This is a genomic window from Inquilinus sp. 2KB_23, from assembly GCF_052115705.1.
Lineage (GTDB): Bacteria > Pseudomonadota > Alphaproteobacteria > DSM-16000 > Inquilinaceae > Inquilinus > Inquilinus ginsengisoli_A.
The window spans coordinates 121,168-145,226 of the sequence record NZ_JBFRHF010000006.1 but is presented as its reverse complement, the minus strand read 5'-3'; the positions used below and the strand labels follow the sequence as shown (position 1 = coordinate 145,226).

Below are 24,059 nucleotides of genomic sequence, written 5' to 3'. Positions count from 1 at the left end.
TCCAACCGGTGTTCACGCCTGACGATCTGGAGGGTCCGGAAATGCCAGAGGAACGATCGGCATGAGCCTGCGGCGCTTTCCGCGCTTCCGCGTGGCCGCCGATCGGGGGCGGGCCGGATGATCGCGCCCTACGATCCCAGCCGGAATGCGGTGCGGTCGCTGCGCGAGCTGGCGGAATGGCAGGCGGATGACCTGGAGCCCGCGCTCGACCCCGGCCTCCCCATCGTCGACACCCATCATCACCTGTGGCGGCGCGACCGCGGCGACTACCTGCCGGCCGACCTCACGGCGGATTTCGGCGGCCACAATGTGGTTGCCACTGTCAGCATCGAATGCGGCGCGGGCTATCGTCCGGACGGTCCGGAGGAGATGCGCCCGATCGGCGAGACCGAGTTCATCGCGGCGGAAGCCGCGGCTGCCGGCACCGGGACGGGCCTGTGCGCCGGCATCGTCGGGCGGGCCGATCTCCGCCTCGGCGACCGGGTGCAGGCGGTGCTCGAGGCCCAGATCGAGGCTGGGCAGGGCCGTTTCCGCGGCATCCGCCAGCCGCTGCGCTGGGATGCGGCCGGCATCGGCATGTTCGGCCAGCCGGGGCCGCGCGCCCTGGCGCTGGATCCGGCCTTCCGCGACGGCTTCGCCCGGCTGGCGCCGCTCGGCCTCAACTTCGACGCCTGGGCGTTCCACCTGCAGCTGGAAGCGGTGGCGGACCTAGCCCGCGCCTTTCCGGACACTATCATCATCGTCAACCATGTCGGCGGGCCGCTGGGCGTCGGCCCCTATGCCGGCCGCCGGGACGAGGTGTTCGCGCTGTGGCGCCGGGGCATCGCCGCGCTGGCGCAATGCCCCAATGTGCTGATGAAGATCGGCGGGCTCGGCATGCTCTATTACGGCTTCGGCTTCCACGAGCGGGCCGCGCCGCCGGGATCGCCGGAGCTGGCCGCCGCCTGGAAGCCTTATATCGACGAATGCTTCGAGCGCTTCGGCGTCGGCCGCTGCCTGTTCGAGAGCAACTTCCCGGTCGACAAGCAGAGCTGCAGCTACCGGACGCTGGTCAACGCCTTCAAGCGGCTGACGCACGGCTTCTCCGCGGCGGAGAAGGCGGCGTTCTTCAGCCGCAACGGCGCGCAGGCGTACCGGATCGATCTCGGCCGGGCGCCCGTGCCGCGCCCCCGCTTTTCGCCGACCAGGAGATGAAACCATGACCGACGCCGCCCTGGCCCGTGACCCGGCCGCCGAATTCGCCGAGCGCAACCGGGCCCAGTTCGATTTCGACCGCACCACCATCTTCGCCAGCAAGGCCGATCCGCGCTTCGCCTATTGCCTGTACGTGCCGCCGATCGCCCCGGGCGGCACGGCCCCCGACCTGGTCGTCGCCATGCACGGCACCGGGCGCGACTTCGTCGGGTACCGCGACGCCTTCGCCGAATTCGGCCGCTGGAACAACTGCATCATCCTGGCGCCGCTGTTCCCGGTCGGCGTGCTGGGCGACGGCAACCGCGACGGCTTCAAATACATGCGCGAAGCCGGCATCCGCTACGACCAGGCGCTGCTCGACATCGTGGCGGAGGTGGGCGAGCGCTACGGGCAGGCCTTCGACCGCTTCGCCCTGTTCGGCTATTCCGGCGGCGGCCATTTCACCCATCGCTTCCTGATGCTGCATCCCGACCGGCTGTGGGCGGCCTGCATCGGCGCGCCCGGCTCGGTCACCCTGCTCGACCCGACGCGGGACTGGTGGGTCGGCACCCGGAATGTGCAGGCGCTGTTCGGCGCCGCCGTCGACACGGCCGCACTGGCGCAGGTGCCGGTGCAGATGGTGGTCGGCGCCGCCGATCTCGAGACCTGGGAGATCACCCACCGTCCGGGCAGCCGCCACTGGATGCCGGACGCCAACCACGCCGGCAGCACCCGGCCGGAGCGCCTGGCCAGCCTGAAGGCGTCGTTCCAGGCGGCGGGCGTCGCCGTCCGCTTCGACCAGGTGGCGAACATGGCCCATGACGGAATGCAGGCGGTGCCGCCGGTCCAGACCTTCCTGGCCGAGGTGCTGGGACAGCGCAGGGCGGGCCGCAACGCGACCTGACCGATCACAAGAGCAGGCGCCGAAGACAAGGGCGCCGCCGAGAACCAAACAGGAGGCTGACCATGAAACGCTTGCTGCTGGCCACTACGCTTGCTGGGGCCACTGCATTGGCCGGGCTTGCCAGCCCGGCCTTCGCCCAGACCATCACCGCCGCCCTCAACCAGGACATCCGCAGCTCGAACCCCGGGGTGAACCGGGACGGCAACACCGACATCGTGATCCTGCACGTGGTCGAAGGCCTGGTCGGATATTCCGAGGGCGGAGAGGTCGGGCCGCTGCTGGCGCAGAAGATCGACGTCTCGCCCGACGGCAAGACCTACACCTTCACCCTGCGCAAGGGGGTGAAGTTCCACAACGGCGCCGCGATGACCTCGGCCGACGTGCTGTGGAGCTGGAACCGCTACATGGACCCGAAGACGGAATGGCGGTGCCTGCCCAGCTTCGACGGCCGCAACGGCATCAAGGTGGTGTCCGCCACGGCGCCGGACCCCGACACCTTCGTGATGACGCTGGACGAGCCGAACGCGATGTTCCTGAACACGCTGGCGCTGACCGATTGCGGCGGCACCGGCATCCTGAACCAGGAGTCGGTCAAGGCCGATGGCAGCTGGGACAAGCCGATCGGCACCGGCCCGTTCAAATTCGGCGAATGGAAGCGCGGCCAGTCGGTGACGCTGGACGCCTTCGACGACTATGTCTCGCCCCCGGGCGACAAGCGCGACGGGTTCCTGGGCCTCAAGAAGGCGCTGGTGAAGCAGGTGCGCTTCCTCGCCGTCCCCGACGCCGCGACCGTCAAGGCCGGGCTGCAATCCGGCGCGATCGACGTGTCGTCGGTGCCGGAAAGCGAGGTGGCGGAGCTGCAGGCTGACCCGAACCTTGCGGTCGAGCTCGGCACCAACCCGGTCCGCCACAGCATCATCCTGCAGACCCGCGATCCCGTGCTGAAGAACATCAAGATCCGCCAGGCCATGGCCGCGGCGATCGACTATGAGGAACTGGTCAGCGCCGTCACCGACGGGCTCGGCAAGGTGAACAACTCGCCGATCTACCGGACGTCGCAATATTACGGCCCGGTGGAGCAGCAGGGCTTCACCTACGATCCCGAGCACGCCAAGAAGCTGCTCGAAGAGTCCGGTTACAAGGGCGAGCCGATCACCATCTACGCCAACAAGCGGTCGACGGTGCCCAGCTTCAACACCGCGGTCATCGCCCAGCAGATGTGGCAGGCGATCGGCCTGAACGTCCAGATCGAGGTGCTCGACTGGGCCACTCAGCTCGATAAGTACAACACCGGCGCCTACATGATGGAGGCGACGTCCTATTCGCTGCGCTTCGATCCGGCGCTCGGCTTCGAGCAGATCTCGGGCCCCAAGGACAAGCAGCCGCGCAAGGTGTGGGAGAACCCGGAGGCCCTGGCCCTGATCGACAAGGCGATGAAGGTCACGGATCCCAAGGAACGCCAGGCGCTGTTCGACACCCTCCACAAGATGCTGCTGGAGGATGTGCCGGTCATCTTCACCCACAACGACAACGACTGCCTCGCGCACAACAAGCGCATCACCGGCCTCAAGCCCTGGGCGTCGAACCTGATCCTGTGGGACGTGGGCAAAAGCTGACCGGCCGCGCCAGAAGGTCCCCCATGCAAGAGACGATGACATGCTCCGCTTCGCGCTGACGCGCATAGCCATGGCGGTGCCGACGCTGCTGATCGTCGCAGTGTCGGTGTTCGTCCTGATCCGGCTGATCCCGGGCGACCCGGCGTCCCTGATGCTGGGGGACCTCGCCGACCCGGCCAGCCTGGCCGACCTCAGGGCCAGGCTCGGCCTCGACCAGGGCATCGTCGTGCAGTTCGCGATCTGGTTCGGACATCTGCTGCAGGGCGACCTCGGCCAGTCGATCACCTCGGGGGAGGCGGTGCTGCCGCTGATCCTGTCGCGCTTCACGATCAGCGCGCAGGTGGTGCTGGCGGCGGTGCTGCTGGCCAGCCTGGTGGCGGTGCCGGCCGGGGTCATCGCCGCCTGGCGCCAGAACAGCAAGACCGACGTCGCGGTGGTGGCGACGGCGACGCTGTTCCTGTCGGTGCCGACCTTCTGGCTCGGCCTGCTGCTGCTGCTGTTCCTCGGACTCAAGCTCAGCTGGCTGCCGGTGGTCGGCTACGTCTCGATCGGCGAGGACCCGATGCGGGGGCTCCTGTACCTGGTCATGCCGATCGTGACGCTGTTCCTGCACGAGACCGGGGTGATCCTGCGCATGGCCCGCGCCTCGACGCTCGAGGTGCTGCGGCTCGACTACATCACCCATGCCCGGGCCAAGGGCCTGTCGGAATTCGCGGTGCTGCGGCGGCACGCCTTCAAGAACGCCTTCGGCCCGACCTGGACCCTGATCGGCCTGGTGCTGGGCAATTTGCTCGGCGGCATCGCGGTGGTGGAGACGGTGTTCACCATCCCGGGCCTGGGCCGTCTGCTGGTCGATTCGATCTTCGCCCGCGACTATCCCGTCATCCAGGGGTGCCTGCTGTTCGTCGCGGTCACCTATGTCCTCGTCAATCTGATCGTCGATCTCTGCTACCCGATTTTCGACCCCAGGGTGGCCGTCGAATGATGAACCCTTCCTTCAGCGCCGCCACTGGCGGCCACCCGGGGGTGGCCGTGGAATGAAGAAGCACCTCTCCTTCAGCGCCGCCATCGGTGGAATCATCATTGGCACTCTGCTCGTCGCCGCATGCTGCGGCGCCCTGTGGACGCCCTACGACCCGCTGGCGCTCAGCTTCCGCGCCAAGCTGGCGGCGCCCAGCGGCCTGCACTGGCTCGGCACCGACGAATTCGGCCGCGACGTGCTCAGCCGCCTGATGGCCGGCGCCGCGACCAGCGCCTGGATCAGCCTGCTGACGGTCACCGTCGCGGTCAGCCTGGGCACCGTCATCGGCGTGTTCTCCGGCTATGTCAGGGGCTGGGCCGACCGCATCATCATGGCCTTCAACGACGCCCTGCTGGCCTTCCCCGGCATCCTGCTGGCGCTCGGCCTGCTCGCCGTCGTCGGCGCCAACAAATACGGGATCATCGTGGCGCTGGGCCTCGCCTACACCCCGTCGGTCGCCCGCATCATGCGCGGCACGGTGCTGTCGCTGCGCGAGCTGGAGTTCGTCTCCGCCTCGCGCGTCATCGGCAATTCCGAGGCCTACACCATGGCCCGCCACATCATGCCGAACTGCATCGCGCCGCTGACCGTGCTGGCGACCTCGATGTTCGGCTGGACGCTGCTGGCCGAAAGCTCGCTGTCCTTCCTCGGGCTCGGGGTGCCACCGCCGGCGCCGACCTGGGGCAACATGCTGGCCAGCAGCCGGCCCTACATCGCTCAGGCGGTCTGGCTCGGCATCTTCCCCGGCCTGTGCATCTCGCTCACCCTGCTGGGCATCAACCTGCTGGGCGACGCCATCCGCGACCGGCTCGATCCGCGCATGAGGGGCACGCGATGACCGCCCAGGACGCGCTGCTCTCGGTCCGCGACCTCACGCTGCAGATCGCGGGGGCCGGAACCGTCGTGGTCAACGGCATCAGCTTCGAGGTCAATCCCGGCGAGATCGTCGGCATCGTCGGTGAATCCGGCTCGGGCAAGACCCTGGCGGCGCGTGCCGTGATGGGGCTGGTGCCGCCGGCCGTGCGGCGGGCCGCGGGGTCGATCCGGTTCGAGGGCGAAGAGGTCACCACCATGGCCCCGAAGCGGCTGCGCGCGCTGCGCGGCGCCCGCATCGGCATGGTGTTCCAGGAGCCGATGACCTCGCTGAACCCGTCGATGCTGCTGGGCGAGCAGCTGGATGAGGGGCTGGCGCTGCACCGCAAGCTGAAACCGGCCCAGCGCCGGGCGCTGATCCTCGACATGCTCCGCCGGGTCGGCCTGGGCGACCCGGAGCGGGCGCTGGCCTCCTATCCCCACCAGTTCTCCGGCGGCATGCGGCAGCGCATCATGCTGGCCTCGGTGATGCTGCTGCAGCCGGCGCTGCTGGTGGCCGACGAACCGACCACGGCGCTGGACGCCGTGGTCCAGCGCGATGTGCTCGAACTGATGGTCGGGCTGACCCGCGAGCACCGCACCGCCGTGCTGATGATCAGCCACGACCTCGGCATGGTGGCGCGCTACAGCGACCGGGTCATCGTCATGTGCCAGGGCGAGATCGTGGAGCAGGGCGCGACCCGGGACCTGCTGGCCGGGCCGCGCCACCCCTACACCCGCAAGCTGCTGGCGGCGATGCCGCTGCGCGGGCCGTCGCGCAGCTTCCCGGCCGACGAGACGCCGATCGTCGCGGTGCGCGACCTCGTGGTCGACTATCCCGGGCGCCGGCGCCTGCTGCGGCGGGAGGAGGGCAAGCGCGCCCTGCACGGCATCAGCCTGCAGGTCGCGCCGCGCCAGGTCGTCGCCGTGGTCGGCGGGTCGGGTTCGGGCAAGACCACGCTCGGCCAGGCCATCGCCGGGCTGGTCAAGCCGACCGGGGGCGAGATCCTGTTCGACGGCCAGCCGATCACCCGCAGCGAGACCGGCTACTGGAACTACCGGCTGAACTGCCAGATGGTGTTCCAGGATCCGTACTCGTCGCTCGACCCGCGCATGACCATCGGCGGGCTGGTCGGCGAGCCGCTGCGCTTCGTCGAGGGCATGGGCCGGGCCCGCAAGGCCGAGCGCGTGCGCGAGGTGCTGGGCGAGGTGGGCCTCGGCGAGGCCTTTGCCGGGCGCTATCCGCATGAGCTGTCGGGCGGCCAGCGCCAGCGCGCGGCGATCGCCCGCGCCCTGGTGCGCCGGCCGAAATTCGTCATCGCCGACGAACCGGTCTCGGCCCTCGACGTCACCGTCCGGGCGCAGATCCTGGAGCTGTTCGCCGGGCTACAGGCGCGGCATGGCTTCTCCTGCCTGTTCATCAGCCATGACCTCGGCGTGGTCGAGCAGGTGGCCGACCGCGTCGTGGTGATGAGCGAGGGCCGGATCGTCGAGGAGGGCACCCGCGACCAGATCTTCGACGCGCCGAAGGATCCCTATACAAGACGCCTGCTGTCGGCCGTGCCGGCGCTGGAGAACGCCCCCAATGGCGGGGTGCGCCTGCTGTGGCGGCTGGACGGCGACAAGGCGGCGGCGCGGACGCCGGCAATGGCCGAGGCCCTGTAGGGCCGGCACGGAAGCGAGGATCGCGGCATGAGGGTGGTGGAACTTCCGGAGATCCTGGCGGCCCTCGACGAGGACGCGGCCCTGGCGGCGGTGGAGGCGGGGTTCCGCCGTTATTCCGCCGGCGAGGTCGAGGTCACCGCGGTCGGCCATCTCGGCTTCACCGCCCCGCCGGGCGACTGCCACGTCAAGGGCGCGCATATCGCCGGCGACGACGTGTTCGTGGTCAAGCTGGCCACCAGCTTCTACCGCAATTCCGAACGCGGCCTGTCCTCCAGCAACGGCTTCATGGCGGTGGTCAGCGCCGAGACCGGCGAGATCCTGGCGGTGCTGCACGACAAGGGCCAGTTGACCGACCGGCGCACCGCCATGGCCGGCGCCATCGCCGCCCGGGCGATCGCCCGGCCCGGTTCCGCCACGCTCGGCATCGTCGGTGCCGGCATCCAGGCGCGGCTGCAGGCGCAACTGATCGCCCGGGTCCTCGGCCTGCGCACCGTGCTGGTCTGGGCGCGCAACGGCGATCGCGCCGAGGCCCTGGCGGCGGAGCTGGGCGGCCAGGCCGTCGGCCTGCCCGCGCTGTGCACCCGCGCCGACCTGATCGTGACCACCACCCCGGCGACGGCGCCGCTGCTGACCGACGCCATGATCCGCCCTGGCGCCCGGATCGTGGCGCTGGGTGCCGACAGCCCGGGCAAGCAGGAGCTGGAGGCCGCGATCCTGGGCCGCGCCCGGATCATCGTCGATTCCCGCGCCCAATGCGTGGATCACGGCGAGGCCGGATGGGCCGTGCGCGCCGGGCTGGTCGATGCGGCGGCGCTGGTCGAGCTCGGCACCCTGCTGGCATCGCCGGTCGCCTTCCGGCCAGACGACATCGTCGTGGCCGACCTGACCGGCGTCGCGGTGCAGGACGCCGAGATCGCCAAGGTGGTGTGGCGCGGCCTGCGGCCGGACGCAGAGGCATAGGTCATGCGGGCCTGAACGCGGCCCGCCGGTGCGACAACCAAGACAAACACGGGGGGTCTCCGATGAAAGCGATCGTACGGACCATTTTGGCGGCCTGCCTCGCGGCCACGCCGGCTTTGGCCGGCGGCGACACGCTGCTGGTCCGGCTCAACGCCGACATCCGCTCGCTCGACCCCGGAACCAACCGGGACGGCAACACCGACCTGGTGCAGACCCATCTGTTTGAGGGGCTGGTGGCGTTCAAGGAGGATGCGACGGTCGGCCCGCTGCTGGCCAAATCGGTCGACGTGTCGCCGGACGGCCGGACCTACACCTTCGTGCTGCGCGACGGCCTGAAATTCAGCAATGGCGAGCCGGTCACCAGCGCCGACGTGCTGTTCGACTGGAAGCGCTACACCGACCCGGACACCGGCTGGCGCTGCCTGACCGAGGTCGACGGCCGCGGCGCGGTGAAGGTCACGGATGTCACGGCGAAGGACGACAAGACGGTCGTCTTCACCCTGGAGAAGCCGTCGGCCCTGTTCCTCGGCACGCTGGCCCGGCCGGATTGCGGCGGCACCGGCATCTACCATCGCAGTTCGCTGGGCCCGGACGGGAAATGGGCCACGCCGGTGACGACCGCCCCGTACAAGCTGGGCGAATGGAAGCGCGGCCAGTACATCGAATTGCTGCGCAACGACCATTATTCGTCTCTGCCGGGCGACCGCGACGGGCTGACCGGCAACAAGACGGTCGCGATCCCCAAGCTCCGCTTCCTGGTCATCCCCGATGAATCGACGGCCAAGGCCGCGCTGCTGACCGGGGATATCGACCTGAACTACGACGTCGAGAACGCCGATGTGGCGGAGTACCAGTCCAACCCGGAGCTGGTGACCGACACGTCGCCGACCATGAACATCAGCGACTTCCTGTTCCAGACCAACGACTCGCTGCTGTCGGATGTCCGCATCCGCAAGGCGTTCCTGCTGTCGCTGGACATGGAGGAGCTGGTCGGCCAGGTGACGTCGGGGCAGTCGCAGCCGAACAACTCGCCGATCCCGCCCCCCAGCGCCTTCCACAAGGCACCGCAATCCGCGCTCGTCCAGCGCGACATTCCCGCGGCGAAGCAGCTGCTGGCCGAGGCCGGCTATGACGGCCGACCGATCAAGATGATCACCAACAAGCGCTACCAGCCGATGTTCGACCAGGCCATCCTGGCCCAGGCCATGGCGCAGGAGGCCGGGCTGAACATCGAGCTCGAGGTGATCGATTGGGCGACCCAGCAGGACCGCTACCTCGCCGGCAACTACCAGATCATGTCGCATGGCTTCTCCGCCCGCCTCGACCCGTCGCTGTCCTTCGAGATGTTCTCGGGCGACAAGACCAAGCAGCCGCGCAAGGTGTGGGACAACCCGGAGGCGGCGAAGCTGCTCGCCGCCAGCATGGAGACCTCCGACACCGCGCAGCGGCAGGCGCTGCTCGACAAGCTGGAGGCGCTGTATCGTGACGACGTCGCGATGATCACCCTCTATTCCGGGGTGCGGACCGGCGCGGCCCGGGCCAATGTCGTGGGCTACAAGGGCTGGGCCCTGGGGACGCCGCGCGCCTGGGGCGTCTCGTTCAAGCCGTAATCCGGAAAGGTCGCCGCCGATGTCCTCCGCACGAGCGCTTGCGCAGATCATCGGCGCGATCGGGGATCCGGGCTTCCCGGCGGTCGCCGCTGGTGCGGTCGGCGGGCTGGTCGGGTTCGACCTCGCCGCGGTCGTGATCCACGGCCGCGGCCGGCGCCCCGCCCTGCTGTTCGACAATTTCGACCTGGCCGGCGGGCGGCAGGGCATCGAGACCTATGTCCGCGTCACCCATGCCGCCAACCCGATCCTGGCACGGCCCCCGGCCGCGGGCGCGTTCCGGGCCCGGGACTTCGCCCGCCGGCCGCCGCCCCGGCGCGGCCCCGTCGCCCGCCACACGGTGCCGGCACCGGAGGAGGAACTGGGCTTCCGCACCATCGGCTGGCCGGAACGGCTGGAGGAGATCGGCCTGCATCTCGAGGTCGGCGACGGCATCGTCGAATTCGGCTTCTACCGGCAGCGGCGGGCGCGCCCGGCCACGCTGCGCGACCTGCGACCCCTCGACGACCTGCAGGCGCCGATCGCGGCGGCATTCGACAAGCACCTGTCCCTGTCACGGGCCGCGCCGCCGGCGCCCGGCCACGGCGTGCTGTCGCCGCGCGAAGGCGAGGTCGCCGGGCTGCTGCTGGCCGGCTGCTCCTCCGACGCCGTGGCCGCGCGCCTGGCCATCAGCCGCCACACGGTCAAGGACCACCGCAAGCGGATCTTCCGCAAGCTCGGCATCGGCTCGCTGGCCGAACTGTTCGCCTGGTGCCGGGCCACAACGTCACCCCCCTCCCTGGAGGGATGGCGCGGCGGCGCGGCGCCCGGCACCATCGCGGCCCAGACGTTGCGCGGGAGAGTGAGATGACATCCCTGTTCGATCGGATCATGGCGGCGCATGAGGCGATCCGGCCCCAGGTGCTGGTGACGCCGCTGGACCGCAGTCGGGTCCTGTCCGACGCGCTGGGCTGCGAGGTGCTGCTGAAGGCGGACCACCTGCAGCCGACCGGGTCCTTCAAGCTGCGCGGCGCCACCAACAAGATCCACACGCTGCCCGAAGCCGAGCGGCGCAAGGGCGTGATCACCGCCTCGACCGGCAATCACGGCCAGGCCCTGGCCCGGGCGGGGGCGCTGGCGGGCGTTGCCGTGACGGTCTATGTCGGCGCCTCCGCCGCGCGCTCGAAGATGGACGCGATCCGCAGCCTGGGCGCCGAGCTGGTGGTGATCGACGGTCCGCCGATCGCGGCCGAGCTGGCGGCGCGGCGGGATGCGGGCGCGCGGGGGCTGACCTATGTCTCGCCCTACAACGATGCCGATATCGTGGCCGGGCAGGGGACCCTGGGGGTCGAGCTGATGCAGCAGGCGCCCGACCTCGACGCCGTGTTCGTCTCGGTCGGCGGCGGCGGGCTGGTCGGCGGCCTGGGCACCGCGATCAAGCAGATCCGGCCGCAGACCCGGATCGTCGGGGTGTGGCCGGAGAATTCGGCCGCCATGCTGGGCGCGCTGGAGGCCGGCGAAATCATCGACGTCGAGGAGCGCGACACCCTGTCCGACGGCACGGCGGGCGCGGTCGAGCCGGGGTCGATCACCTTCCCGATCTGCCAGGCGGTGATCGATGACCGGGTGACCGTCACCGAGGCGGAGATCGCGCAGGCCATGCGGCGGATCGCCGGGGCGGAGCGCTGGATGGTGGAGGGGGCGGCCGGTGTCGCCCTGGCCGGGTTGGTCCGGCAGTCCGAGGCGTGGCGCGGGCGCAAGGTCGCCGTCGTGCTGTGCGGCCGCAACATCGCGCTCGACACCTTCATCAAGGCGGTCGCCGCCTGAGCGGGCGACCCCGATATCAGAGGTTCTTCAATGCGATATGCGCGCATGCCGATCGAGGTGGAATCGCCCGAGGAGTACGGTTACGGGCTGATCCGCTATAATCTCTCCGAAAGCTCGGTCGCGGACCGGACGATCTCCAGCCTGGGCCTGCAGATCCCGGACCTGACCCTGCTGTACGGCACCCATCGCGGCAGCGAGGGGCTGCGCGCCCTGATCGCGGCCGATGGCGAGGGGCTGAAGCCGGATGACGTGCTGATCACCGGCGGCGCTGCCGGGGCCCTGTTCATCATCGCCACCGTGCTGCTCGGCCGGGACGACCATCTGGTGGTGATCCGCCCGAACTATGCCACCAACCTGGAGACGCCGCGGGCGATCGGCTGCGGCATGACCACGATCGACCTGCGCTTCGAGGACGGTTTCCGCATCGACCTGGATGCGATCGCCGCCGCGGTCACGCCGCGCACCAGGCTGATCAGCGTGACCTGCCCGCACAACCCGACCGGGGTGATGTGCAGCGAGGCGGAACTGCGCGGCCTGGCCGACCTGGCCAGCCGCACCGGCTGCCGCCTGCTGGTCGACGAGACCTATCGCGACCTGTCTTTCGACGGCGCCCTACCGCTGGCGGCGTCGCTCGGGTCCCATGTCATCAGCGTGTCGTCGCTGTCGAAGGCCTATGGCGTGCCCGGCATCCGGATCGGCTGGATCATCACCCGCGATCCGGCGCTGCAGGAGGTGTTCCTGGCCGCCAAGGAGCAGATCAGCATCTGCGGCAGCGTGGTCGACGAATGGATCGCGGAGCAGATCCTGCAGAACCGGGCTGCCATCCTGGAGCCGACGCTGGCCGAGATGCGGCGCCGGCGCGGCATCGTCGCCGACTGGATCGCGGGGGAGGACCGTCTCGACTGGGTGGCGCCGTCGGGCGGCGTGGTCTGCTTCCCGCGCATGCGGGTGGAGCCGCCGGGCGGCGCGGGCGCGTTCTACCGGCGGCTGCTGGACGTCCATGGCTGCTATGTCGGCCCCGGCCATTGGTTCGAGATGCCCGACACCTTCTTCCGGCTCGGCTATGGCTGGCCGACCGGCGAGGAGTTCGAGGCCGGCCTGCAGGCGATCTCGGCCGCGCTGCGCGGGTGAGGGTGGGGCGGCAGCGACACGACGCGACCCGTCACCGTCGTTCGGCGTCGATCCGGCGGGTCTCGCCGGTGGCGACGAGGGTGCGGGTCGCGTCGACCGACGCATATGTCCAGAAGATCCGCAGCCGCCCGGTGGCGGAGGCGTTGACGAAGCGGTGCGGCACCTCTGCCGGCACCCAGGTGGTGTCATTGGTGCCCATGCGGTGGGTGATGCCGGCGATCTCCACCAGCGCTTCGCCCTCCAGCACCATCACGCTTTCCTCGCAATTGTGCGTGTGCAGCGGGATGGCGCCGCCCGGGCCGAATTCGGTGATGCCGTTGAGCAGGCTGGTGGAGCCGATGCGCCGGGCGACCAGCGGGATGGTCCTGGCCCCGCCGCCGCGCTCATGCGGGGTGATCTCCGCCGGGCGCAGGATCGCGGCTTCCGGGGCGCTGCGGGTGTCATCGGCCATCGCTGTTCTCCGTTCAGCGGCCGGCGATCGCGGCGACCACCGCCGCGGTGAAGTCGCCCGTGCCCTTGGTCCCGCCGATGTCGCGGGTGCGGGACTCCGGGGTGGCCAGCACGGCCTCGACGGCGGCCTCGATCAGCCTGGCGGCCCCGACCAGCGCCGCAGTCCCGTCCCTGCGGCCGCGCCAGTCCAGCAGCATCGCCGCCGACAGGATCAGCGAGGTCGGGTTGGCGAGGTCGCGGCCCTGGATGTCGGGGGCCGAGCCGTGCTGCGCCTGGGCGACGCAGAACTCGTCGCCGGCATTGATCGACCCGCCGAGGCCGAGGCTGCCGGACAGCTCCGACGCCTCGTCGGACAGAATGTCGCCGAACATGTTGGTGGTGACGATGACGTCGAAGCGGTCGGGGCTGCGGATCAGATGGGCCGCGGCCGCATCGACGATCAGCTCCTCCAGCGCCACATCCGGATAGTCCTGCGCCACCTTGCGCACCTCGCGCAGGAACAGCCCGTCGGACAGCTTCAGCACATTGGCCTTGTGCACCGCCGTGACCTTGCGGCGCCGGCCGCGGGCGATCTCGAAGGCCGCCCGGGCGACGCGGGCCGACGCCTTGGCGGTGACCTTACGCACCGACAGGGCCATGTCGGGGTCCGGCATGAACTCGCCGGTGCCGGCGAACATGTTGCGGTCGGAATAGAAGCCCTCGGTGTTCTCACGCACGATCACCAGATCCATCGGCTGGCGCAGCAGGCTGAGGTCGGGGCGCGAGCGGCAGGGCCGGATGTTGGCATAGAGCTCGAACCTGGTCCGGAGCTCGCCCGACGGGTTGATGCCGCCCTGGTCGCGGGCCGGGTACTCGTAATGCGAGACGGGGCCGAGGATGACGCCGTCCGCCTGCGGCACCGCGGCCATCACCTCGGCCGGCAGGGTGGTGCCGCGGGTCTTCAGCGTCGCCAGGCCGATGTCGCGCTGTTCGAAGGCGAAGCCGAGCGACAGGCGCCGGCCGGCCGCCTGCAGCACGGCCAGCGTCGCCGTGGTGATCTCGGGGCCGATGCCGTCGCCGGGAAGGACCAGGATCTTCATATCCGCCTCACGGGGAGCTTGGGGCCATGCCCGGTGTCGGCATCGTGCTGCCGGGGCATGCATCGTCACGTGGCGCCTTCTCTGGCACCGTTATGTATTTTGATCAACAATATTCATTAATCATGGGCGAAGGACGGCTTCAGCCGGCTGGCGCGTTCGAGATGGCGGCGCATCAGCAGGGCGGCCAGCTGCACGTCCCCGTCCTCCAGGCTGTCCAGGATTCCCATATGCTCGACATGGTTGTCATGGACCCGCTCGATCCCATGCTTCCAGTTGTAGACGGAGAACCGCCGCATCCGGTTCTGGCGGCGGATCGCCTCCAGCAGGAACCGGTTGCCCGAGGCCTCCGCGATGCCCTCATGGAAGGCCGCGTTGATCTCGAAGAAGGCGAGGCTGGAGGTCTCCTCCCACGGGGCGGCCAGGATGCGCTGGTGCTGCCGCCGCATCTCCGCCGCCCATTCCGGCGCCAGGCGGAACTCCGGCTCCAGGATCGCCGCGGGCTCGACGATCATGCGGTAGCGATAGGAGTCGCGGCGGATCTCGGCGCTCCAGCTGGTCAGGAACCGCCAGCCATAGCCGGGCTTGCGCTGCACCATGTCGAGGTCGGCCAGCCGGTCCAGCGTGGCGCGCACCACCGGGCGGGCCACGCCGTAGCGTTGCATCAGCTCAGTCTCCGAGACGGTGTCCTCCAGCAGGCTGCGGTCGCGGTCGCGCGCGATCAGCACCAGCAAATCCTCGCCCGCCGCGGCGTCGGCTCCGTTCGTCGCTGCAGCCTCGGGCAGGGCCACCAGCTCCACGCCGCGCTGCGGTCGCCGGATCACGATGCCGCGGGCGGCCAGGGCGTCGAGCGCGGCCCGGACCGGCGATCGCGACACGCCGAGCCGCTGGGCCAGAGGCTGCTCGTACAGCCGCTGGCCCGGGGTGACGCCGTCGGCGCGGGCCAGGGCGACGATGCGGTCGGCCAGGTCCTCCTGCAGCCGCGTCGCCGGGTCGCTCCGCTTCTCTTCTCTGGACATCGTCATCCAAAAAACATTCTATGGCCCTGGGACCAGGGTATGACGCCGGGCGGCGGCAGCGCAACCGGCGGGCCCGATCCTGCCATGGCTGCGGCCACGGCGCGGACCCTGTCGAGGAGAGCGGAGCAGAGATGACCAGCATCAGATTGCCGCGCGCGGCGCCGGCCGCGAAGAACGTCGATCCCGCCGGCATCCTGGCCTTCCTCGACGAGATCCGCGACGGGGGGCTGGAGCTGCACAGCTTCCTGCTGTTCCGCGCCGGGGCGGTGGTGGCCGAAGGGTTCTGGCAGCCCTATGGCCCCGACCGGGTGCACATGCAGCATTCCGCCACCAAGAGCTGGACCGCGACTGCGATCGGCCTCGCCATCGGCGAAGGACTGCTGACCCTGGAGGACAAGGTGGTCGGCTTCTTCCCCGACCAGCTGCCGGCGGAGGTCGGCGCCAACCTGGCGGCGATGACGGTGCGCGATCTCCTGACCATGCGCACCGGCCACCGCTCCGGCATTTCCGGCGGCGAATGGCGGCAGATGAAGGACAGCTGGGTTGCGGCGTTCCTGCGCGAGCCGGTGGATGAGGCACCGGGGCAGACCTTCATCTACAGCAGCGCCTCCAGCTACATGCTCTCCGCCATCGTCACCAGGGTGACCGGCCAGACCGTGCGCGACTATCTCGAGCCACGGCTGTTCCGGCCGCTCGGCATCGGGCCGGTGCGGTGGGACGTCTCGCCCGAGGGGCTCAGCACCGGCGGCAACGGCTTGAGCTGCACCACCGAGGATGTCGCCAAGTTCGGCGTGCTGCACCTGCAGGGCGGGATGTGGGAGGGGCGGCAGATCCTGCCGGCGGAGTGGGTGCGGGAGGCAACGCGCAACCAGGTCGACGAGGTCTGGATGGCCGCCCTCGACGGCAAGCGGTTCCGGCCGCGCGACCCATCCGAACGCTCGGCCACCGAGCGGCGCGAAGGCTATGGCTACCAGTGGTGGATGGCGCCGCATGGCGGCTATCGCGCCTCCGGACTCTACGGCCAGCAGTGTGTGGTGCTGCCGGAGCAGGATGCGGTGATCGTGTTCACGGCGGCGATCCGCAACGGCGACCGGCGCCTGTTCCCCGCCGTCTGGACGCATCTGTTCCCCGCGCTCGGGGCGGTGGGGCCGGATGCGGACCGGGTGCAGCCGGTGCTGGCGGGCCGGCTCGCCGCCCTGGCGCTGCCCGAGATCGAGGGGGCTGCCCAGTCCCCTATGGCGGCCACGGTCGACGGCCGGCGCTTCCGGTTCGAGCCGAACGAGGACGGCGTGTCCGGGATCTCGCTGGCGTTCTCGGCGGATCGCTGCGTCTTCACCCTGTCCGACCATCGCGGCACCCACCGGATCGCGGCCGGGCTGGGCCATCGCGTGGAAGGCGACACCACCATGACCGGCAACCTGCTGCATCACGAATACCAGCCGGATGTGCTGCGGGTGGTCGCCCGCGGCGTCTGGCTGGATGAGCGCCGCTTCGTCATGACCTGGCGCTTCGTCGAGACCGCGTTCTGTGACACCGTGACCGTGACCTTCGGCGACGGCGACGTCCGGCTGGACCGCCGGGTCAACACCAATGCCGGGCCGCTGGAACGGCCGACGCTGCTGGGGCGGGCAGTGTGAGACCGGGGAGACCGCTTTGACCGGGATAAAGACCATCCTTGCCTTCGGCGACAGCCTGACCTGGGGCGCCGACCCCGAAAGCGGCGGCCGCCACCGTTACGAGGATCGCTGGCCCAGCGTGCTCGAGGCCGGGCTGGGCGGATCGGCCCGGGTGATCGCCGAAGGCCTCGGCGGGCGGACCACGGTCTTCGACGACCATGCGGCGGCCGCCGAGCGGAACGGGGCGCGCATCCTGCCGACTCTGCTGGGCAGCCATTACCCGCTCGACCTCGTGATCATCATGCTCGGCGCCAACGACCTGAAGCCGCATGTCTGCGGCAGCGCCATCGGCGCCGGGGCGGGGATCGAACGGCTGGTCGAGATCGCGAAGACCTATCCCTATGGCAGGGGCGCCGCCGCGCCGCAGGTGCTGATCGTCGGCCCGCCGCTGTTCGGCGAGACCCTGGCCGGGGACCGCCAGCCGGCCGGCGGCCGCAGCATCGCCGAATCCAGGAAGCTGGCGGCGCGCTACCAGGACGCCGCGACCTATTGCGGCTGCGCCTTCTTCGACGTGTCGCGCGTGGCGGTGGCCTCCCCGATCGACGGCGTCCATCTGGATGCCGGGAACACCCGGGCCATCGGCAGCGCCCTGGTGCCCGTCGTGGCCGGCCTTCTCGGCCTGTGACCGGGACCTAGAGCAGGGCGCCGGCGGCGGTGGAGAGGATGAAGGCCTCGTCCTCGGCACCCAGGCCGGCGTCCCGGACCGTCCGCACCGGATCCGGGTCGGCCATGTCGAAGGGGTAGTCGGTGCCCAGCAGCACATGCCCCGGGGCGCTCTCGCCGACCAGGAAGGCCAGGGCGGAAGGGGAGTGGGTGACGCTGTCGAAATAGAGCCGGCGGAACGAGTCCGCGACCGATCCCTGCAGCCGCGCCCGGGCCTCCGGCCGCACCTCGTGGCCGTGGCGCAGGCGGCCGAGATTGTAGGGCAGCAGCCCGCCGCCATGCACCAGGCACAGGCGCAGCCGCGGGAACCGCTCCAGCACGCCGCCCAGGATCAGCCGCGCGCCGGCCACCGTTGTCTGCAGCGGGTTCTGGATCAGGTTGTTGAGGTAGTAGGCGCCGAACGGCCCGGTCGCCGGCTCCAGCGGCGGATGCACCATGATGAAGGCGCCCAGCGCCTCGGCCGCCTGCCACACCGGGTCCAGCGAGGGATCGTCGAGATAGAGGTCCGGGCCGACCGAGGTCGCGATCTCGATGCCGGCGAGGCCGAGATCGGTGACGGCCTCGTGCAGCATCGCCACGGCCAGGTCGGGGCTGTGCAGCGGCACGGTGCCGAGCCCGGCATAGAGCGTCGGCGCGGCCCGCACCACCGCCGCGATCTCCAGGTTCACGGCGCTGTGCAGCCACGCCGCGTCGGCCTCGCCCAGGCTGCAATCGCACAGCGCGATCCAGGGCGACAGGATCTGGGCGGCGACGCCCTGTTCGGCCATCGCCCGCTCGCGGATCGCCATGTCGTGCATGCCCGGCGCCAGCGGCACCCGCGCCGCCTTGCCGGCCAGGGTGACGCGGACGCCATCGGCGCCGCGCTGGACCGCGAAGCCGGCCCGCTCGCCGGCCTTGAACCGGCGCAGCAGCCCCTCGGGCACGATATGGGCGTGGGTGTCGATCGGGCCGGGGCGCAGACGGGTCATGCTTTCACGATTGTGAGTTCGAGCGGCCAGGTGTCGACGCATTCGCGGCCGTTTTCGGTGACGATGAAGGTGTGGCCGACGAACATGCCGAGAGTGCCGTCGGCGGTGATCGGGTTGGGCTCGGCCATGATCACCATGCCGGGCTTCATCACCGCCTCATAGGGCTCGACATCGATGTGGTCGGCATAGACATGCGGGCCGTCCGAGACGAAGTCGATGCCGTGGACATGGATCGGCCGCGACTGCACCCCGTTCTGGCGGAAGAACTCGCCGGCGGTGCGCAGCGCCTCGACCGGCCGGCCCGGGCCGATCTCGGCCACCATCTTGGTGTAGCCGGGCTCGGCGATCTCATCCCAGAACCGGCGGACCTGCGCCGGCGGCTCGCCCAGGCAGATCGGCTGGCCGATCTGGGCGCTGTAGCCGCGATAGCCGGCGGCCAGCTCCATCAGGATGATGTCGCCGGATTCGAGACGGCGGCTGGAGGGGCGGGGGTTGCCGAACACCATCGCCGGGTCGGCCATCGGGGTCGAGCCGATGATCAGGAAGTCGATGTCGCCATTGCCTTCCAGGATGGCGGCGCCGGCCGCGGCCCGCAGCTCGTATTCGGCCACGCCCGGCCGCACCCGCTCGGCGATCGCCTCCATCGCCCGGGTGCACAGCTTGCCGGCATGGCGGATGCAGTCCAGCTCCTCCTCGCTGTGCACCGACAGCAGCTCGTGCATTAGCCGCCGGGTGAACACCAACTCGGCCTCCGGCAGCTGCTCGCGCAGCACATTGTACTGGTTGACCGGCATGTAGTCGCCGTGGCGCGGGTCGATCTCCATCAGCCCGATGCGGCCGCGCTCCAGGCCGAGTTCGCGCAGCCGCTCGACCATGACCTCGGCGAACTTGCCGCTGCGGCTGGGGCGGACATCGGACAAGGCGCCGGCGGTCTCGCGCCGCACCGCTTCGATATGGGTGCCGCCCATCGAGTAGATCAGGGTCGGCTCGCCCTCGCGCGGGAACACCACGTAGTTGGCCAGGGCGTGCCATTCCCAATGGCCGGACAGCCACAGCATGCCGCCGCCGAAGCTCCAATGGCTGGGGCCGCCGCCGGCGATGACGCAGTCCAGCTCCAGCTCCTGCATCTTGGCGCGCAATGCGGTGTGGCGGCGGGCGTATTCCTGGGGCGAGAACTGCTCGTAGCGGGCGTGGCGGTAGTAGGGCGTGCCGCGCATGGCGTTGAAGGCGGGGCTCTGGTCGAGCCGCGTGCGCAGCTCCTCCCAGGGCAGGGCGGCGCGGGGCGTGGGGGTGTGGTTCATCGCGATGGTTCCCCGCTCAGGCCGAACAGCCGTTGATCTCGGTCGGGCCGCCGACCTTCTTCAGCGCGGCCTCGGCGATGGATTGGTCGACCAGCTGCTCATAGGTCAGGTTGCGGTCCGGCGGGATGTCGCCGAGCTCGACGCTGTTGGCGATGGTCCATTCCGTGCGCTTGCGGTCCAGCCCGATATTGACCGACCAGATGCAGTTCTTGGTCAGCTCGGCCCAGGCGAACTCGACCGCCTCCTTCGGCTTCTCGCTGGCCTCCATCATGATCGGGATGACCTTGTCCTTGTCGCGGTAGATCATCCGGTTGGCCTCGATCATCGCAGCGACGGCGTCGGTCAGCAGGTCGCGATCGTTCTTGATGAACTCGTCCGACGCGCCATAGATGTTGAACACATAGTCCGGCATCGCCTGGGCCAGCACCACCAGGACATGGGCCCCAGGCTTCTGCTGCGCCGCCAGGAACACGTCCTCGGGATGCAGCGACACGCCGTCGAGCTGGCCGGCGACCAGGCCGGGCAGGCGGCCGGCCAGGCCCTGGGACACGAACTGCGCGTCGTCGACGGTCAGGCCGGCATCGTGCAGCAGGGCCCGGGCCATCAGCCAGTTGAAGCCGCCGACGCCGCCGCCGGCCGCGCTGAGGCGCTTGCCCTTCAGGTCGGCCTTGGTCTTGATCTCCTCGGCCACGACGTAGGATTGCGGCAGCCGCGGCGCGAAGCCCCAGATCTGATGCGCCTTCATGCCGGACCCGACCATGGCGGCGGTGACGTTGGCGATGATCTTGCCCTGCTGCAGCGCGGCGATGACGGTGGCGGAGGATCCGCCCTCGAAGGCGATGATGTTGGCGTTGATGCAGTGCTTCTCGAACAGGCCCAAGCTCTTGGCGATGTAGGGCGTGGTGTGGACCACGTTCGGCGGCACCACCGACACGCCGATGTTCAGGTCGCGCAGCCCGTTGGGGCAGTCGGCCGCCTGCGCCCCGGCCGCGGCGCCGAACAGGGCGGCGGCGAAGGCGGACACGGCCAGGGTCGAGCGGATCCTTGGGAACGGCATCGTCATCGATTGTCCTCCCTGTGGCCCGGCCTCGGCCCGCGATGGTCGGGCTGCCGGGGCTGTCGACAGTTTCTTGTCCGCCAGCCTGTCCGGCCGGCGGTTACTCGCGGTGGGCGACGGTCCAGGGCGCGACCTTGCGCTCCAGCAGCCGCAGCAGGGCGGTGGTCAGCACGCCGAGCAGGCCGAGCGTGACGATCGGCACGAACATGCGGTCGATCTGGAAGGTGCTGGCGGTGCGCAGGATCAGGTAGCCGATGCCGGAGATCGCGGTGTAGAGGTCGGCCAGCACCATGCCGATCAGGCCGCGGCCGACGGCCAGGCGCAGGCCGGTGACGATGAAAGGCAACGCCGCCGGGATGATGATGTTGGTCCACAGCTGCCGTTCGGAGCAGCGGAAGGCGCGGCCGACATCGAGCAGGCCGGGGTCGACGTTCTTGACCCCCTGGTAGGTGTTGATCGCCAGCGGGAAGAAGGCGAACAGGAACAGGATCACCACCTTCGCCGTGGTGTCGAACCCGACCCACAGCACGATCAGCGGCACGATCGCCACCGTCGGGGTCGAGTAGAGGAAGGTGATGTACATGTCGAAGGCGGCGTCGAGCATGCGGTAGCGGGCCAGCGCCAGGCCAACGGTGATGCCGAACACGGCGGCCAGGGCCAGGCCGTAGACGAACACCAGCAGGCTGGGGCCGAGATAGCGCCACAGCTCGCCGCTGCCGATCATCAGCACCGCCGCCTTGGCCACGGCGATCGGGGTGGTGAACAGGATCGGGTCTATCCGGGCGCCGACCACCTGCCACAGCACCAGCATGATGGCGAGCGAGGTCAGGCGGATGGCCATGAGCTGCCGCCCCTGGCGCCGGCGGCGGCGGGCGCTGGCCTGCTTCGCCCGCGCCTGGTCGTCGGCGATGCCCTGGTCGGCCGGCGTCGCCGGCATGGGAACGGTCATGGTCACGCCACGGCCTCCTTAGCTCTGGCGCCCGCGCGCTGCGGGCGAAGCTGGTTCCAGATGTGCTCGCGCAGCGCGGCGAAGCGGGGGTCGGCGCGGACCGCGTCGACGTCGCGTGGCCAGCCGAAAGGCAGGTCGATGATCTCGGCGATGCGGGCCGGCCGCGCGCTCATCACCGCGATGCGGTCGCCGAGGATGATGGCCTCGTCGATCGAATGGGTGATGAACACCATGGTCTTGCGCTCGTCCGGCCGCTGCATCAGGGCCAGCAGCTCCTCCTGCAGCACTTCGCGGGTCTGGGCGTCCAGCGCGGCGAAGGGCTCGTCCATCAGCAGGACCGACGGGTTGGTGGCCAGGGCGCGGACCAGCCCGACCCGCTGCTGCATGCCGCCGGACAACTGGTAGGGATAGTGCTTCTCGAAGCCGGTCAGGCCGGCCAAAGCGAGATAGTGGTTTACCCGTTCGCGGATGATCGTCGACGACGTGCCGGCCATGGCGAGGCCGAAGGCGGCGTTGTCGTAGACCGTCTTCCATGGCAGCAGGCCGAAATGCTGGAACACGGTGGCGACGCCGTCGGGCGGGCCCTGGACCGGCTTGCCATGCACCACCAGCCGGCCGTCGCTGATGTCGGTCAGGCCGGCGATGCAGCGCAGCAGGGTGGTCTTGCCGCAGCCGCTGGGGCCGACGATGCACAGGATCTCCCGGCTGCGGACCTCCAGGCTCAGCCGCCGGAAGGCGACCACCGCGCCGTCTGCGAACAGCTTACTGGCATTGTCAGCCACGATGGCCGGGCCATGCTCCGTCATCGGATGTCCTCCCAATGGGCGCCTTGTGGCGTTCTTATGCGAACGATTGCAGGCTAATCGAACGAAACCCGGAGCGTCAATAGCCAACTCGGCGAAAATCGCAGGCAGGCGAGCTGCAGCCGCGAGAGTAAGCCGGTGTCAGGAGGGTTTCTGGTGGAGTTGCCAGCCGCTGGACCGCCCCGGGATCGGCAGGTTTCCGAGCTTCCAGGCCGCGGAGGCTCTTCGGTTTTGATAACGATTGCACAAGCCCCTATACTGGGGCCGGACCAGGGAGGCGCCAGGGGCGATGAGGAAGCGGGTGACGCTGAAGGATGTGGCTGCGGCGCTGGGGGTGCATGTCTCCACCGTGTCGCGGGCGCTCGACCCCAAGACCCGGCACCTGATCACGCCGGAGGTGGCCGAGCAGGTGGTGGCGGCCAGCGAGCGGCTGGGCTACCGGCCCAACGCGGCGGCCTATTCGCTGAAGACCAACCGCACCCGCACCATCGGTGTGATCGTGCCCGACATCACCAACCCGGTGTTCCCGCCGATCTTCCGCGGCGCCGAGGACGCGCTGATGCGGCACAGCTACATCGCGATCCTCGGCAACACCGACAGCAGCCTGCGGCGGGAGGCGGCGATCGTCGACACGCTGCTGGCGCGGGGCGTCGAAGGCCTGATCATGGCCAGCGTCACGGCCAATGATTCCGTGGTCGGGCGGCTGGCGCAGGAAGGCCTGCCGATGGTCACCGTGAACCGCCGGGTCGACGATGCCGGCATCGCCTCGGTGGCGCATGACGAGCGCGAGGGGGTGCGGCGCATCCTGACCCACCTCGCGTCGCTGGGCCATCGCCGCATCGCCGCGATCGCCGGGCCGCAGGACCTGTCGACCGGGCGCAGCCGCCACCAGGCCTTCCTGGAGTACCGGGCGGCGATGGGGCTGGCCGAGGATGACGGGCTGGTGGTGTTCGCCGGCGGCTTCACCGATGCCGAGGGCGAGCGCTGCGCCGAAGAGCTGCTGGCCCGCGACCGCGGCTTCACCGCCCTGGTCTGCGCCAACGACCTGCTCGCCATCGGCGCCATCGCGGCGCTGCGGCGGCGGCGCCTGTCCTGCCCGGAGGACGTGTCGGTCACCGGCTACAACGACATGCCGCTGGCCGACCGGCTGTTCCCGCCGCTGACCACCATCCGGGTCGAGCAGTACAGGGCCGGCCACGCCGCCGCCGACCTGCTGATCGAGATGCTGGCCGAGCGCAGCGGCTCGGCCGAGCCGGCCCCGGCCCGCCACATCGTGCTGCCGGTCGAGATGGTGATCCGCGGCTCCACCCAGGCCCTGCCCGCGGTCAGCGTCGCCCGCGGCCGGGCCAAGGCGTAAGGCCG

22 protein-coding genes are annotated in these 24,059 nt (G+C 70.1%); 14 read left to right on the top strand and 8 right to left on the bottom strand.

Annotated features, from left to right (window positions below; translation table 11 throughout):
• The first annotated feature begins 117 nt into the window (after positions 1–117).
• From AB4112_RS09905 to AB4112_RS09855, 11 genes are all read left to right on the top strand, one after another.
• A complete protein-coding gene (locus AB4112_RS09905; protein ID WP_309800028.1) occupies positions 118–1,194 on the top strand; it encodes an amidohydrolase family protein in 1,077 nt (358 codons plus the stop codon).
• A gap of 4 nt (positions 1,195–1,198) precedes the next feature.
• Positions 1,199–2,077, top strand: coding sequence for an alpha/beta hydrolase (locus AB4112_RS09900; RefSeq protein WP_309800030.1), 879 nt, complete (start codon positions 1,199–1,201; stop codon positions 2,075–2,077).
• Between the two features lie 62 nt (positions 2,078–2,139).
• Positions 2,140–3,693, top strand: a complete 1,554-nt coding sequence (locus AB4112_RS09895) for an ABC transporter substrate-binding protein (protein ID WP_441719068.1) — start codon at positions 2,140–2,142, stop codon at positions 3,691–3,693.
• Between the two features lie 40 nt (positions 3,694–3,733).
• Positions 3,734–4,678, top strand: a complete 945-nt coding sequence (locus AB4112_RS09890; protein ID WP_309800033.1) for an ABC transporter permease — start codon at positions 3,734–3,736, stop codon at positions 4,676–4,678.
• A 52-nt stretch (positions 4,679–4,730) separates the two neighbouring features.
• Positions 4,731–5,552 carry an ABC transporter permease gene (locus tag AB4112_RS09885; RefSeq protein WP_309800035.1) on the top strand — a complete coding sequence of 274 codons (822 nt, stop codon included), beginning with the start codon at positions 4,731–4,733 and terminating at the stop codon, positions 5,550–5,552.
• Entirely contained in the window at positions 5,549–7,231 is a 1,683-nt protein-coding gene (locus AB4112_RS09880) for an ABC transporter ATP-binding protein (RefSeq protein ID WP_441719063.1), read from the top strand. The genes AB4112_RS09885 and AB4112_RS09880 overlap by 4 nt, the downstream gene beginning before the upstream one ends.
• A gap of 27 nt (positions 7,232–7,258) precedes the next feature.
• Entirely contained in the window at positions 7,259–8,191 is a 933-nt protein-coding gene (locus AB4112_RS09875) for an ornithine cyclodeaminase family protein (RefSeq protein WP_441719061.1), read from the top strand.
• Between the two features lie 62 nt (positions 8,192–8,253).
• Positions 8,254–9,801 (top strand): ABC transporter substrate-binding protein, encoded by a 1,548-nt coding sequence (locus AB4112_RS09870; RefSeq protein WP_441719058.1) that lies wholly within the window; start codon positions 8,254–8,256, stop codon positions 9,799–9,801.
• A 19-nt stretch (positions 9,802–9,820) separates the two neighbouring features.
• The gene (locus AB4112_RS09865) at positions 9,821–10,648 is read left to right on the top strand and encodes a helix-turn-helix transcriptional regulator (protein ID WP_441719056.1); all 828 of its coding nucleotides are present in this window, start codon (positions 9,821–9,823) and stop codon (positions 10,646–10,648) included.
• Positions 10,645–11,604, top strand: a complete 960-nt coding sequence (locus AB4112_RS09860) for a threonine/serine dehydratase (RefSeq protein WP_441719053.1) — start codon at positions 10,645–10,647, stop codon at positions 11,602–11,604. The genes AB4112_RS09865 and AB4112_RS09860 overlap by 4 nt, the downstream gene beginning before the upstream one ends.
• 45 nt (positions 11,605–11,649) lie before the next feature.
• Complete coding sequence (locus AB4112_RS09855; protein ID WP_441719050.1) at positions 11,650–12,735, top strand: pyridoxal phosphate-dependent aminotransferase; 1,086 nt, start codon at positions 11,650–11,652, stop codon at positions 12,733–12,735.
• A gap of 31 nt (positions 12,736–12,766) precedes the next feature.
• On the opposite strand, the gene AB4112_RS09850 is transcribed toward AB4112_RS09855, so the two are convergent.
• From AB4112_RS09850 to AB4112_RS09840, 3 genes are all read right to left on the bottom strand, one after another.
• The gene (locus tag AB4112_RS09850; protein WP_309800050.1) at positions 12,767–13,186 is read right to left on the bottom strand and encodes a cupin domain-containing protein; all 420 of its coding nucleotides are present in this window, start codon (positions 13,184–13,186) and stop codon (positions 12,767–12,769) included.
• Between the two features lie 13 nt (positions 13,187–13,199).
• Entirely contained in the window at positions 13,200–14,264 is a 1,065-nt protein-coding gene (locus AB4112_RS09845; protein WP_309800052.1) for an isocitrate/isopropylmalate dehydrogenase family protein, read from the bottom strand.
• Between the two features lie 116 nt (positions 14,265–14,380).
• Positions 14,381–15,286 (bottom strand): GntR family transcriptional regulator, encoded by a 906-nt coding sequence (locus AB4112_RS09840; RefSeq protein WP_309800054.1) that lies wholly within the window; start codon positions 15,284–15,286, stop codon positions 14,381–14,383.
• Positions 15,287–15,411: 125 nt separating this feature from the next.
• Here AB4112_RS09840 and AB4112_RS09835 point away from each other — a divergent pair, with 125 nt between their 5' ends.
• Both AB4112_RS09835 and AB4112_RS09830 read left to right on the top strand, forming a co-directional pair.
• Entirely contained in the window at positions 15,412–16,917 is a 1,506-nt protein-coding gene (locus tag AB4112_RS09835; protein ID WP_309800056.1) for a serine hydrolase domain-containing protein, read from the top strand.
• 16 nt (positions 16,918–16,933) lie between these two features.
• On the top strand, positions 16,934–17,581 hold the full coding sequence (locus AB4112_RS09830; RefSeq protein WP_309800058.1) for an SGNH/GDSL hydrolase family protein: 648 nt from the start codon (positions 16,934–16,936) through the stop codon (positions 17,579–17,581).
• Between the two features lie 7 nt (positions 17,582–17,588).
• Here the strand turns inward: AB4112_RS09830 and AB4112_RS09825 are convergent, their stop codons facing one another.
• The 5 genes from AB4112_RS09825 to AB4112_RS09805 all read right to left on the bottom strand — a co-directional run bounded on the left by AB4112_RS09825 (position 17,589) and on the right by AB4112_RS09805 (position 22,700).
• Complete coding sequence (locus tag AB4112_RS09825; protein ID WP_441719044.1) at positions 17,589–18,587, bottom strand: amidohydrolase family protein; 999 nt, start codon at positions 18,585–18,587, stop codon at positions 17,589–17,591.
• On the bottom strand, positions 18,584–19,888 hold the full coding sequence (locus tag AB4112_RS09820) for a M24 family metallopeptidase (protein WP_309800063.1): 1,305 nt from the start codon (positions 19,886–19,888) through the stop codon (positions 18,584–18,586). The genes AB4112_RS09825 and AB4112_RS09820 overlap by 4 nt, the downstream gene beginning before the upstream one ends.
• Before the next feature lie 16 nt (positions 19,889–19,904).
• On the bottom strand, positions 19,905–20,951 hold the full coding sequence (locus AB4112_RS09815; RefSeq protein ID WP_309800066.1) for an ABC transporter substrate-binding protein: 1,047 nt from the start codon (positions 20,949–20,951) through the stop codon (positions 19,905–19,907).
• Positions 20,952–21,045: 94 nt separating this feature from the next.
• Positions 21,046–21,894, bottom strand: coding sequence for an ABC transporter permease (locus AB4112_RS09810; RefSeq protein WP_309800309.1), 849 nt, complete (start codon positions 21,892–21,894; stop codon positions 21,046–21,048).
• Positions 21,895–21,896: 2 nt separating this feature from the next.
• Positions 21,897–22,700 (bottom strand): ABC transporter ATP-binding protein, encoded by an 804-nt coding sequence (locus AB4112_RS09805; protein WP_309800068.1) that lies wholly within the window; start codon positions 22,698–22,700, stop codon positions 21,897–21,899.
• Between the two features lie 286 nt (positions 22,701–22,986).
• On the opposite strand from AB4112_RS09805, the gene AB4112_RS09800 reads away from it, so the two are divergent.
• Positions 22,987–24,054 carry a LacI family DNA-binding transcriptional regulator gene (locus AB4112_RS09800; RefSeq protein WP_441719039.1) on the top strand — a complete coding sequence of 356 codons (1,068 nt, stop codon included), beginning with the start codon at positions 22,987–22,989 and terminating at the stop codon, positions 24,052–24,054.
• Positions 24,055–24,059 lie beyond the last annotated feature (5 nt).

Coding starts and splice junctions, on each gene's coding strand:
- AB4112_RS09905 (WP_309800028.1), top strand. CDS start 118: ATGATCGCGCCCTACGATCCCAGCCGGAATGCGGTGCGGTCGCTGCGC.
- AB4112_RS09900 (WP_309800030.1), top strand. CDS start 1,199: ATGACCGACGCCGCCCTGGCCCGTGACCCGGCCGCCGAATTCGCCGAG.
- AB4112_RS09895 (WP_441719068.1), top strand. CDS start 2,140: ATGAAACGCTTGCTGCTGGCCACTACGCTTGCTGGGGCCACTGCATTG.
- AB4112_RS09890 (WP_309800033.1), top strand. CDS start 3,734: ATGCTCCGCTTCGCGCTGACGCGCATAGCCATGGCGGTGCCGACGCTG.
- AB4112_RS09885 (WP_309800035.1), top strand. CDS start 4,731: ATGAAGAAGCACCTCTCCTTCAGCGCCGCCATCGGTGGAATCATCATT.
- AB4112_RS09880 (WP_441719063.1), top strand. CDS start 5,549: ATGACCGCCCAGGACGCGCTGCTCTCGGTCCGCGACCTCACGCTGCAG.
- AB4112_RS09875 (WP_441719061.1), top strand. CDS start 7,259: ATGAGGGTGGTGGAACTTCCGGAGATCCTGGCGGCCCTCGACGAGGAC.
- AB4112_RS09870 (WP_441719058.1), top strand. CDS start 8,254: ATGAAAGCGATCGTACGGACCATTTTGGCGGCCTGCCTCGCGGCCACG.
- AB4112_RS09865 (WP_441719056.1), top strand. CDS start 9,821: ATGTCCTCCGCACGAGCGCTTGCGCAGATCATCGGCGCGATCGGGGAT.
- AB4112_RS09860 (WP_441719053.1), top strand. CDS start 10,645: ATGACATCCCTGTTCGATCGGATCATGGCGGCGCATGAGGCGATCCGG.
- AB4112_RS09855 (WP_441719050.1), top strand. CDS start 11,650: ATGCCGATCGAGGTGGAATCGCCCGAGGAGTACGGTTACGGGCTGATC.
- AB4112_RS09850 (WP_309800050.1), bottom strand. CDS start 13,186: ATGGCCGATGACACCCGCAGCGCCCCGGAAGCCGCGATCCTGCGCCCG.
- AB4112_RS09845 (WP_309800052.1), bottom strand. CDS start 14,264: ATGAAGATCCTGGTCCTTCCCGGCGACGGCATCGGCCCCGAGATCACC.
- AB4112_RS09840 (WP_309800054.1), bottom strand. CDS start 15,286: ATGACGATGTCCAGAGAAGAGAAGCGGAGCGACCCGGCGACGCGGCTG.
- AB4112_RS09835 (WP_309800056.1), top strand. CDS start 15,412: ATGACCAGCATCAGATTGCCGCGCGCGGCGCCGGCCGCGAAGAACGTC.
- AB4112_RS09825 (WP_441719044.1), bottom strand. CDS start 18,587: ATGACCCGTCTGCGCCCCGGCCCGATCGACACCCACGCCCATATCGTG.
- AB4112_RS09820 (WP_309800063.1), bottom strand. CDS start 19,888: ATGAACCACACCCCCACGCCCCGCGCCGCCCTGCCCTGGGAGGAGCTG.
- AB4112_RS09815 (WP_309800066.1), bottom strand. CDS start 20,951: ATGACGATGCCGTTCCCAAGGATCCGCTCGACCCTGGCCGTGTCCGCC.
- AB4112_RS09810 (WP_309800309.1), bottom strand. CDS start 21,894: ATGACCGTTCCCATGCCGGCGACGCCGGCCGACCAGGGCATCGCCGAC.
- AB4112_RS09805 (WP_309800068.1), bottom strand. CDS start 22,700: ATGACGGAGCATGGCCCGGCCATCGTGGCTGACAATGCCAGTAAGCTG.
- AB4112_RS09800 (WP_441719039.1), top strand. CDS start 22,987: ATGAGGAAGCGGGTGACGCTGAAGGATGTGGCTGCGGCGCTGGGGGTG.